Here is an 11,818-nt window from a genome sequence, read left to right as displayed (position 1 = left end):
TTTTTATTTACTCTAAATTAGGCATGATGTTATGGAAATTAAAAAAGACAGCCTATTACAGACTGTCTTAAGAGTTCACACTTGAGTTCACACTTTTTTGTTTTTTATTGTCTTTCTTTTGAAACTGTTTTGTCCAAAAACCTATTAAATCAAGGTTTTCAATTTTCTTTAACGTTCTTTTTGTACTTATTTATGCCGAATGCAGGAATCGAACCTGTGACCCCCTCATTACGAATGAGATGCTCTACCGACTGAGCTAATTCGGCGTGTTCTACCGTTGTGCCCAACGAGAAAACCACTAAAACTATGTTACGCCTATTTTTTTATTTTGTAAAGGGAAAATTCTGAGTTAAAAAAAGGGGAAATGGCTTAAAAATCGATAAATCTTTGATATAATGAACCGTATTGAAAATGAGTGGAGAAGATCAATTATGAATGTAAATCATTTATCTGATCGATTAGCTGCGGTGGCTTCTTTTGTGAAACAAGACGCCCGAATGGCAGATATCGGTTCAGACCATGCGTATTTACCAACGCATTTAGCCAGCAGTGGCAAAATTAAATTTGCGATTGCAGGCGAAGTGGTAGATGGTCCTTTTCAGGCCGCAAAGCAAGAAATTGAACGTCAAGACCTGAGCCATATGATTGAGGCTAGGTTAGGTAATGGCCTAGCTGTTGTACAAGAAGCTGATCAAATTGACACGGTGACTATTTGCGGAATGGGTGGTGCCTTGATCGTAGATATTTTAACGGCTGGTCTAGCTGATAATAAATTGGCAACACATCCGCGTTTAATTCTACAAGCTAATGTTGCAGAAGAAAAAGTGCGTGAGTGGTTAAATCACAATTCTTACGCAATTATTGATGAAACGATTATCGAAGAAAATGACAAGTTCTATGAAATCATAGTGGCTGATTATACTGAAGCAGTACTTGAAACATGGAACCAGGATGACTTAATGTTTGGTCGATTTATTAAGGAGAAGGAACCAGTTGTTTTTGCACGTAAGTGGCAAGCAGCTTTAGATCGTGCTAATTATGTATTAGGCCAATTAGAAAAGGCGCAAGATCCGAATCCAGCCAAAATTAGGTTATACCAGGAATTGAAACAGGCAATTGAAGCACAATTAGCATAAGGGGGATCTCATGGTACTTACTGTTGAAGCATTTATCAAACAATTTGAGACGTTTGCACCAGAAACATATGCGATGGAAGGTGACCCTAGTGGCTTACATTTTGGCCGCATGGATCAAGAAATCCATAAAATACTAGTAACGTTGGATGTGCGACCTGAAGTTGTGGCAGAGGCTGTGGCACTGGGCGTAGATTTTATTTTTGCGCATCACCCACCAATCTTTAGACCTGTTAAACGCTTGACGGAAGATAATCCTCAGCAAGCGATGTACGCACAAATTATTCGGTCGGGCATCGCTGTATATGCAGCGCATACCAATTTAGATGCAGCACCAGGCGGTATGAATGACTGGCTAGCTGATTTATACGAAGTTGACCATACTGAAGTATTGACGCCACATACTACCGATGAAAGTACGGGCGAAGCTATAGGGATTGGTCGTATTGGTGATTTGAAAACGCCGCGTTCTTTCGCTGATTTTGCAGCATTTGTCAAAGAACAAACAGGCGTCAAAGGCTTACGGACAATCGTGGCAGACGCCAACAGACCGGTTAGACGGGTAGCCATCCTTGGCGGTGATGGTGGCTCTTATTTTGAGGATGCCTTAGCTAAGGGTGCAGATACTTTTATCACGGGAGACGTTTATTATCACACGGCTCACGATATGATCGCGGCGGGCTTAAATGTAATTGATCCCGGCCATCATTTTGAGTCGGTAGTGAAAGATGAAATGACAAAGAAATTGAACAAATGGCAGGAAGAGAAGCAATGGCAAGTCGAAGTTGTGGCAAGCGCCTTGAATACTGATCCATTTACATTTATTTAGGAGGAAATTTTATGACATACAAAATTGCAAATGAAGAATTATTAAACCGTTTCGTGAAATACGCGAAAGAAAATACACGTTCTAATGAAGAAAACTACACACAAGTACCTTCATCTCAAAATCAAGTAGAATTTGCGCATAAATTGGCAAAAGAACTTGAAACTTTAGGTTTCTCAGATGTTTATTACAATACAAAAGATAGCTATGTTACAGCTACAATCCCTGCCACAGATGACAGTAAAGAATATCCAACAATTGGTTTCTTTGCCCATGTAGATACAGCTGACTTTAATGCTGAGAATGTGAACCCACAAATCATTGAAAATTATGATGGGTCAGTTATCCAATTGGGTAATTCTGGATATGCATTGGATCCTCAAGAATTTGATTCTTTAAACAAATACATTGGTCAAACGTTAATCACTACTGATGGGACAACTTTACTAGGTGCTGATGATAAGGCTGGTATTGCTGAGATTGTTACTGCTGGTAAATATTTAATCGATCATCCAGAAATCAAACATGGTGAAGTAAAAGTTGCCTTCGGTCCGGATGAAGAAATTGGTATGGGTGCAGACCGTTTCGATGTTGAACGCTTTGCTGCAGACTTTGCCTATACCTTAGATGGTGGTCCACTAGGAGAATTGGAATTTGAAACTTTTCATGCAGCTTCAGCAGTTGTGAATGTAACCGGGAAAAATATTCACCCTGGTTCAGCTAAAGACTTGATGATCAATGCTTTACAAGTAGCGATTGATGTCCACAACCAATTACCAGAAGATGAACGACCAGAAAATACTGATGGTCGTCAAGGATTCTTCCACTTGATGAAATTAACTGGTGATGTTGAAGGGGCAACAGCTTCATATATTATCCGTGACCACGACCGTGCTAAATTTGAAGCACGTAAAGAAGAAATTGTGGCCGCGGCAGCAAAATTAAACCAATTTTATGGTAGTGAAATTGTCACTGTGACATTGAACGACCAATACTATAACATGGGTGAAATTATCGAGAAAGATATGCGTCCTGTGACTTTAGCAGAACAAGCTTTTGCAAAAGTAAACATTGAAGCAGATATCCAAGCTGTCCGTGGTGGTACGGATGGTTCTAAATTAACATACATGGGCTTACCAACACCAAACTTGTTTGCTGGTGGTGAAAACATGCACGGCCGTTTTGAATATGTAAGTCTTGAAACAATGGTGAAAGCGACTGAAGTTGTGCTTGCAATTGTTGAGGGTGCGGCATCATATAGCGAATTATAATCATTTGCGTTAAAATGTAATAAAAGTAGTTTAGAGAACATTCTAGGCTCACATAGCAGAAGTTGGCATTGTTAAAATGCCAACTTCTTATGCTATATAGGAAAATTTTACCTAGATTTAGATAGGAGGCCACGAATTGAGTTTACAATTTATCCTGAAAACACCCACCAAAGATAATATGACGAAAATCTACCAAGATATTGATCAGTATTTACAAGCCGATGCCGTTCATCAGGTCTTTATTATCACGGATGATAACATGAAATTTGAGATGGAAATGAACGTCTTGCGCGAAATGCGTAAGATCCAATCGACCAATGATCACTTTAGCGACGGCAAGCATGTCGGCATGATGCGATTACAAGTCCAATCATTCAAACGTTTGGCTTGGTACTTATTACAACAACAAGACGCCAAGCGGACTACAGGCATCAGTGACATTGCAAATATCATGTTAATTGGACGGGTTTTGGCTAGCATCAAGGATGACTTAGTCGTTTACCGTGGTGAATACAACCAAATCGGTTTTATTGAAGCGTTAGCAGATCTATTTAAGGAATTACACGATGGTCAAATATCTGGTGCATTTTTAGCGGATACGTTGGATCAATTTGCCGATGATCGAAATCCCTTAGTGAAAAACCAAGTAAAAAAAATAAAGGAAATTGGCTATATTTTTAGCCAATATGAAGCTGCTGTTGCAGGTGAAACCATGGGTGAAGATGATATTTTTGACCAATTACGTCAAGCAATTCAAACACAGGACTTAAGTAAAACAAAAATCATCATTTCAGGATTCGATTATTTCAATGCCCAAGAATTAGCAACCATCGTGACACTATTAGACAATACACCATCAGTTCAAATTGTACTCAATCTTGATCGTGATTATAGTCAACAAAATCCAGATTGGTTTGAATTGTTCACCGTGACGGGCAAAACCTACCATCAGTTAATCAATTTCGCACGGAGTCAACAAATTGATGTGGATTATCCTGTCTTTGCAGAGGAGAACGACGACTATGATCCTGGTTTTAAAGTCTTAGATCAGTATCTAAGAACCGATAACCGTATTGAACGAGGGGATACCACACAAACCAATGCGGATATAGCACTTGTCCAGTCAATCATGGAAATTTGGGAAGTTCCCTCTGTATATATGGAAGCAGATCAAGTGGCTAGTCAAATTTATCAATTGATTGCGGATGAAAGTAAAAATTTGCGTTACAAAGATATTCAAATTCTTATACGTGATGAAGCGGCTTATCAATATGTTTTAGAGGCGGCACTAAAGGCTAATGATGTCCCATATTTTGCCAACTTCCAGGACGCCATGGACTTGCACCCCTTGTACCATTTTATGAGTGCCTTATATAAAGTTTTCCGCAATAATTGGCGTTATCAAGATGTGTTTGACTTGTTGCGTACTGATTTATTAACACCGATAGATATTGATGGTGAGACGGATACTATTCACCCTACAAAAGCCTCGGTAGTTGACAATGATCCAAGTGTTTTGCAAGCTCAAACACGTTTTAGAGATGACATCGATTTGACAGAAAATGTGGTCTTACGTAATGGCTATGAAGGCCAATTTTGGTGGTCAACAGATCGTACATGGTCATATATTTTAGTCGATGAAGAGGGCGACAAGATTGGGACTGAGCGGGATATTGCCATAGAAGCAACGGCAAACCGGGTGAAGTCATTTTTAGCTGGCGCTTTAGAACCCTTATTCGAAAACTGGAAACAAGCACAAAAAACTACCGAAGCAGTTACCCATTTTTACCAATTTTTAGTAAAAAGTGGGGTGCCCGATAGCCTAATGGCATGGCGTAACCACTATCTTGCACTTGGTAACTTACAAGAGGGTCGTCAACACGAGCAAGCTTGGCAAACCTTTGTGAATATGTTGGATGATTACGTCCAATTATTTGGTGAAGAAACATTTGATGTGGAGTATTTCTTCAGTATTTTAGATATTGCCTTTCAAAATGCTAGTTATGCAATCGTGCCACCGACCATGGATGCAGTGACCATAGCTTCATTTGATGAAGGAAAAGTAAAACCGAAGAAAATCACTTTTATCATGGGTATGTCTAAATATGTTTTGCCTCAGACCTATGAGGAAAAATCATTATTAACTGACGAAGACCGAGTATTGATGGCGGCTAAGTTGGATGATTTGCAGGCATTTAAGTTGTCGGCGACGACCAAAAATAATAATGAGGCATACAAGGCTTATTTAGCTTTTTTATCAGCAACAGAACATTTATACATTTCCTATCCAATTAATAACGGAGACAAGAGTTCTGAAGGTTTGTCGCCAATGATTGAGCGTATTGCAAAAATTTTTGATATTAAAAGCAAACACTTGCGTCAACCGGATGCTAGCTTCACGACTCCTGTGACTTTGAAACTGGGAAATGGTCATTCTCAAGTACGCTATTTATTAAATGCCTTGGCACAAAGTAAGCATCAAGGACAATCTATTGCAACCGCTTGGCAACCAGTATACCAACAAGTTATGCAACACTCGGCAACCACTAATTTATTGAAATGGTTGAGAACGAGTCTTGATTACCATAATTTAGTGCGACCATTAACACCTGAATTGGCCCGAGCCTTGTACGGTGAAATACTAAGTGTATCCGTTTCACAGTTGGAACTCTATAACCGTGATCCATTTTCTTACTACTTAAAATATGGTTTGAAATTAAAAGAACGACCAAGCTTTAAATTGGATGCTTTGCAAACGGGGAACTACTTCCATGATGTGTTGGACCATGTCTTTAAAGCGATAGATCCGCGTGATTTTGATATGGCTAATTTGTCCGATGCGGAACTGGATAGTATTTTAGCTCAGGTAATGAAAGAATTTGAGGATCCGGCACATTATCCTGAATATACTGTCTTTAGTGTCAACAACCGTAATCAACATCTACAAAACGCCATGAAGGATACGTTACGATTATTGATTGAAAATATGATCAAACAAAAACAAGCGGTTCATTTGAAGACAATTGAGACCGAACGAACCTTTGGCTATGTGACATCAGAAGAGGCAGCGGATACGTTGACTCAATTCCATTTGTCCAATGGTCAGGAAGTACGTTTGCGCGGGAAAATTGACCGTTTAGATGCAGCTGAAACCTTTGATGAAACTGGTAATCATCAATTTATCCAAGTTGTAGATTATAAATCATCCAAACATGACGTGAAGTTTGATGAAATTTATCTAGGTGCACAATTACAATTATTTACCTATTTGGGGGTGGCCCTTGAAACACTGACTCGTGAAGGTCATTCTGTCCAAGCTTTGGGTGCTTTTTATCAACGTATATTCCAACCAATGGTAAAAATCAAAGACCAAAAAGACTTAACCGAGGCGAATATCGAAGAAAAAATCATGTCTGAATTGAAACTTTCTGGTTATGTAAGAGCAGACTATGATTTATTGGATCAGATTCATGAAGATGGGTTGCCTGCTAGTGCCAAGTCGCCTGTTTATAGTGCCACTCGTAAGAAAGATGGCGATTTTGATGCGCATTCGAAAGTTTTAACGCAGAGTGAAATTGAACAGTTGTTAGATTTTGTGAAAGCAAAAATTGTGGCAACAACAGAGGAAATTGTGTCAGGAAATATTGCCTTGTACCCAATTGAAGGCGATAATTATATTCCATCGATGACCGAGCCTTATCGTTCGGTGTCCATGTTTGATGCGACTGATTATATGAATAAATACCGACCACATCAAAAATTATCGAAAGAAGCATTTTTTAAGGTCATTCAAGCAAATGACCACAACCAGGATGAAGATGAGGAGGACACGCTAAACGATGAAGAAACAACGCACTAGACAGACCACTATTCCAATTCAAACAGAAGAAAATGCACGTTACACTGCTGATCAGTGGGCTGCAATTCACTTAGAAGGCAGTAACCTCCTTGTTTCAGCTTCAGCTGGTTCTGGAAAAACAAGTGTCCTAGTCCAACGCATCTTGCAAAAGGTGAAACGCGGTTACGGTGTAGACGAATTGCTCGTTGTGACCTTTACCGAGAAAGCTGCTAGCGAGATGAAAGAACGTTTGGAAGTGGCGCTACAGGAAATGATTAATGATGAGTTTGATCCGGACATGCGGCAACATTTTCTCCAACAAATTGCCAAACTGCCGCAAGCCAATATTTCAACAATCGATGCCTTTTGTAAGCAGGTCATCCAACGTTACTATTTCCTAATTGATTTAGATCCCGTCTATCGATTACTGACAGACCCTACAGAAAATGCGATGCATCTTGAAAATGTCTGGGAGACAGTAAAAGAAGAATTGTTAGGTCAACAAGATCCTAATTATTTATTGATTACCCAACATTTTGCCAGCGACCGTAAGGATGAAGGTATTGATCAATTGATTTTTGATTTATACAACAAATCTCGCGTTCATACAAATCCAGATGCCTGGTTAGATGGCTTATTACGTCATTATCCGGATGCAGATGTGGCCTATGGCGAGTCGACTTTTTATCATGAATATGTGAAGCCAATTATCTTAGATGAAATTGATACGTTAATCAATAATATCCGTGTCTTAAAAACAGATGTACCGGAAGCTGAAGCTGTAGGTTTTTCAAAAATTATTGAGAGTCTAAAGGCTGAAATTACCTACTTGGAGAAGTTGAAAGAATTGCTGAATAGCTCTTATAAGGACGCTTATCAGATGACTATTTCAGAAAAATTCCCGTCATTTTCACGTAAAAGCAAAAAAGACTATGATAATGACGAAACGTTAACTGCTGAGCATGACAAACTGAAGACGCGTCATGATGATGTCGTAAAAGGTATATACGATAAGGAAATCATGTCTTATTTTGCCTTTGATGAAACATATCAAAGTCAATTTATCCAAGATGCTAAAGCCCTAAGTCAAGCAATAGTAGCGGTAGAAAAAGCCTTTAGTAAGGAAATGTCCGCCTATAAATTTGCCCAACGCATGCTTGATTTTTCAGATATCGAACTTTTTACATACCGTATTTTGACTAAAGAAGTAGAAACTGAAGATGGTATGAATGAAGCCAAAGCCTATTATCGTCAAAAATTTGAGGAAGTCATGATTGATGAATATCAGGATGTAAACGCGTTGCAGGAAGCTATTTTACAAGCTGTTTCTGGCAATCCTGACGATCCAAATATGTTTATGGTAGGTGATGTGAAACAATCCATTTATCGCTTCCGTTTTGCTGAACCAGGCTTATTCATTCAAAAATTTAACGATTTTGCGGACGGCCAAAGAGGTAATCGCATTATCTTAGCCGAAAACTTCCGTTCACGTGGAGATGTACTTGATTTTACCAACTTTATTTTCCGTCAAGTGATGGATCCGCAAGTAGGGCAGATTGCCTATGATGAAGATGCAGCTTTGAAACTTGGTTTTACGGCTTATCCTGAAGTTGATACCATGCATACAGAAGTCTTGCTATATGAGGAAAAAGACGCCGAAACAAGTAAAGAATCAAGTTTTGTCAGCGATGATGCTGATGAAGACGGTCCAACTGATGGTACGAGAATGCAGGCAGAATTAATTGCACAATCAATCCTTGAAAAAGTGAATGGTCAACACATGATTTATGACAAAAAATTGCAAGCAGAACGACCAATTACTTATGAAGATATTGTTATTCTGGTGGCGACCCGTCGTAACCACTTGGCACTTGAAGAGGTATTCGGTCAGTATCAAATACCAATCATATTGGATGATGCTGCCAATTACTTCCAACGGACTGAGATCCGAATTATGTTGAATATTTTGAAATTCATTGACAACCCTTATCAAGATATTCCACTTGCCGCCATCCTTCGTTCGCCAATTTTATCTTTAGATGAGCAAGCCTTGGCCAAAATTCGGATTGCGGATAAGTCGGGTACGTTCTATGATGCCATGAAGACCTATATGGCTATAACAGATGCGGATGACCTTATCCACAAACAATTATCTAGACTTGATGAATGGCATCAGTCTTGGCGGGATATAGCGCGTGATAAACCAATTGCAAGTTTAATTTGGCAAATTTACACAGACACAGGTTTCTTAGATTATGTGGCCGGTATGCCAAATGGGGATATCCGTCAAAATAACTTGCATGGTTTTTATCAGATTGCAACAGATTATGAGTCCTCAGCTTTTAAAGGAATTTTTCAATTTATTCGCTTTATCGAAAAAATCCAAGAGAAGGAAAATGATTTACAAGCACCAAAGAGTGGGGATGATGCGCGTAATGCTGTCAATGTATTTACCATTCACCACTCTAAAGGGCTAGAATTCCCACTGGTATATGTGTATAACATTTCCAAACGCTTTAATACACAAGATTTAAGAGGTCCAGTTATCTATAATGATGAAGTAGGTATTGGTGTGAAATTGAATGACCGTTCACGTCATATTTCATATCCGAATGCTTTTGAACTTGTTGCTAAGCGTAATGAGAAGAAAGACATGCTAGCCGAAGAAATGCGGAAGCTTTATGTAGCCTTGACGAGGGCTGAGCAACAATTAGTTTTGGTTGGCATGGTAAAAGATTTTGATAAGGCTTTGGAAAAATGGCAAACGTCTTTAAGTAATCAAGAAGTATTATCGGCAAATGGCCGACTAAAAGCACAGTCAATTCTAGATTGGATTGGACCAGCTTTGTTACGCCATCACGATTTTGACAAAGTAAATGAAACAGTTCATGTAGAAGATTATTTACCGACAGGGCATACCCATTTTAAAGTAGCTGTTCGCAACCAAGCTGAGACGGTTGATTTACGAAATTACTGGATTAACCAAATTGGACAAAGCAAACAGGAAGAAACACAGACAGATTTATTTGCGATAGAAGCACTTTTTGCAGATAATCAAGCACCTCAAAATGAGGTGACCATTGATTTGCCACCAGTCACGATTGATTATGCTTATCAATCAGCGACAAAAACGACCTCTTACCAATCAGTTTCTGAATTGAAACGAATGTTACAGGATCCGGATGAAGCGTATCTGCAAACGTGGTCGAAGGGCAATCAAAATGTTTTGACACAGACTTTCCGATATACGGAAGATGATTATGACCAACCGAAATTTATGCAAATTGCTCAAGCTGTTTCGCCAATGGCCATTGGTTCAGCATCTCATCTATTAATGCAGAAAATTGATTTAAATAGTGCCTTGCAAGAAGCTGATTTCAGAGATTTATTTGACCATTTAGTTGAAAATCAAATACTCGATCAACAGTTGTGGCCACATTTAAAAATAGCTCAATTGGTGGCATTCTTTGATACACCAATCGGTAAAGAGATTTTGAAATATAAAACAAAACTTTACCGAGAAGAAACATTTTCCCTAGCTATGCTTGGCTCAGAAATATTTAAAGATATGACGAGTGAGGACGATTTACTAGTCCATGGTACAATTGACGGGTTTATACTATTCGATCAAGAGATTTATTTATATGACTTCAAAACGGACCGAGTAGCCTATCTAAATGACCAACAACAAGAGGAAATCTTATTGAATCGTTATCAAGCGCAAATGGATTTATACGCCAAAGCCCTCGAAACAATTTGGCATCGACCTGTTACCAGGAAAATGATTATTTCTTTAGATACACTAAAAACATTTTTTGTCTAAAAAGACTTGCAAAAATATTACGAGTGATGCTATAATATCTCTTGTAATATTTTTGCCTGCGGGTGTAGTTTAATGGTAAAACCATAGCCTTCCAAGCTATCGTCGCGAGTTCGATTCTCGTCACCCGCTTAAATTTTTCAATATTTGCCGAAAAATCGGTTATAATAAGTGGGACGGTGGTCTCACTTTTTTTATTCTAAAGATCGCTGTATTGCAAAGGAAAGTGAGCTTTTATTCATGGGGAAATTTTATGCAGTAAAAAGGGACGCCAACCCGGTATCTATACCACCTGGCCTGATTGTCAAAAACAAGTATCCGGATTTTCTGGTGCTATATACAAATCTTTTACCAGTAAGGCTGAGGCTGAAGCTTTCATGGGCAAGGCAAGTGCACCTAATGCACCTATCAAAGCGAATCAGGGTCAAGAAATTCGGTGGTTACTTGACAGCAATGCGGTTCGCCTCGATGATAAAGTATCCATGTCTGTTTATGTAGATGGTTCTTTTGACAAGCATTCAGGTTACTTTGGTTACGGTGGGGTAGTCCTATATCAAGGACAAGTCTCTAAGTATAAGGGCGGTCGTAATACGGCAGATTTAGCAAAAATGCGAAATGTGGCTGGTGAAATTATTGCTGCAATGCAAGCTGTTAAAATTGCACTTGAGGCGAATGCGAAACAAGTAGTCATTTTTCATGATTATATGGGCATTGCAGAATGGGCATTGGGCACTTGGCAAGCAAAAAATACCTATACACAGGAATATCATGATTTTATGCAAGCTAAAGGCAAAGAAATTACAATAGGTTTTAGTAAAGTAGCGGCCCATACAGGAAACACCTATAATGAAATGGCTGATCAGTTAGCCAAGTCAGGTATTCAAGAAGCGAAGCAGGCAAATAGATAAGGTACAGTGTGAAGTGCATGGA

At 39.0% G+C, this 11,818-nt stretch carries 6 protein-coding genes, 2 tRNA genes and 1 pseudogene; 8 read left to right on the top strand and 1 reads right to left on the bottom strand.

What is annotated here, in order from left to right:
- Positions 1-193: 193 nt before the first annotated feature.
- Positions 194-266 (bottom strand) — tRNA-Thr (locus B9P78_RS01090).
- A 165-nt stretch (positions 267-431) separates the two neighbouring features.
- Between B9P78_RS01090 and B9P78_RS01085 the strand changes: the two genes are divergently transcribed.
- The 8 genes and pseudogenes from B9P78_RS01085 (at position 432) to B9P78_RS01055 (ending at position 11,796) form a co-directional block, all read left to right on the top strand.
- Complete coding sequence (locus B9P78_RS01085) at positions 432-1,136, top strand: tRNA (adenine(22)-N(1))-methyltransferase TrmK (RefSeq protein WP_094517749.1); 705 nt, start codon at positions 432-434, stop codon at positions 1,134-1,136.
- A 10-nt stretch (positions 1,137-1,146) separates the two neighbouring features.
- Positions 1,147-1,962 (top strand): Nif3-like dinuclear metal center hexameric protein, encoded by an 816-nt coding sequence (locus B9P78_RS01080; protein WP_094517748.1) that lies wholly within the window; start codon positions 1,147-1,149, stop codon positions 1,960-1,962.
- 11 nt (positions 1,963-1,973) lie between these two features.
- The gene (gene pepT, locus B9P78_RS01075; protein WP_094517747.1) at positions 1,974-3,230 is read left to right on the top strand and encodes a peptidase T; all 1,257 of its coding nucleotides are present in this window, start codon (positions 1,974-1,976) and stop codon (positions 3,228-3,230) included.
- Positions 3,231-3,366: 136 nt separating this feature from the next.
- Positions 3,367-7,089 carry a PD-(D/E)XK nuclease family protein gene (locus B9P78_RS01070; RefSeq protein WP_094517746.1) on the top strand — a complete coding sequence of 1,241 codons (3,723 nt, stop codon included), beginning with the start codon at positions 3,367-3,369 and terminating at the stop codon, positions 7,087-7,089.
- The gene (gene addA, locus B9P78_RS01065) at positions 7,070-10,891 is read left to right on the top strand and encodes a helicase-exonuclease AddAB subunit AddA (RefSeq protein ID WP_094517745.1); all 3,822 of its coding nucleotides are present in this window, start codon (positions 7,070-7,072) and stop codon (positions 10,889-10,891) included. The genes B9P78_RS01070 and addA overlap by 20 nt, the downstream gene beginning before the upstream one ends.
- Before the next feature lie 58 nt (positions 10,892-10,949).
- Positions 10,950-11,020: transfer RNA gene (locus tag B9P78_RS01060), tRNA-Gly, on the top strand.
- A 104-nt stretch (positions 11,021-11,124) separates the two neighbouring features.
- A pseudogene (locus B9P78_RS10630) lies at positions 11,125-11,211 on the top strand (RNase H1/viroplasmin domain-containing protein); the annotation flags it as partial.
- 54 nt (positions 11,212-11,265) lie between these two features.
- Positions 11,266-11,796: an RNase H family protein gene (locus tag B9P78_RS01055; protein ID WP_233487631.1), complete on the top strand. Its 531-nt coding sequence runs from the start codon at positions 11,266-11,268 to the stop codon at positions 11,794-11,796.
- The last annotated feature ends 22 nt before the right edge of the window (positions 11,797-11,818 follow it).

It is taken from the genome of Aerococcus sp. 1KP-2016 (genome assembly GCF_002252085.1).
Taxonomy (GTDB): Bacteria; Bacillota; Bacilli; order Lactobacillales; family Aerococcaceae; genus Aerococcus.
This window is presented reverse-complemented; position numbering and strand designations above follow the sequence as displayed.

Bases quoted from the DNA above. Each gene is read 5' to 3' on its own strand.
- B9P78_RS01080 (WP_094517748.1), top strand. From the start codon at position 1,147: ATGGTACTTACTGTTGAAGCATTTATCAAACAATTTGAGACGTTTGCA.
- pepT (WP_094517747.1), top strand. From the start codon at position 1,974: ATGACATACAAAATTGCAAATGAAGAATTATTAAACCGTTTCGTGAAA.
- B9P78_RS01055 (WP_233487631.1), top strand. From the start codon at position 11,266: ATGGGCAAGGCAAGTGCACCTAATGCACCTATCAAAGCGAATCAGGGT.
- B9P78_RS01085 (WP_094517749.1), top strand. From the start codon at position 432: ATGAATGTAAATCATTTATCTGATCGATTAGCTGCGGTGGCTTCTTTT.
- addA (WP_094517745.1), top strand. From the start codon at position 7,070: ATGAAGAAACAACGCACTAGACAGACCACTATTCCAATTCAAACAGAA.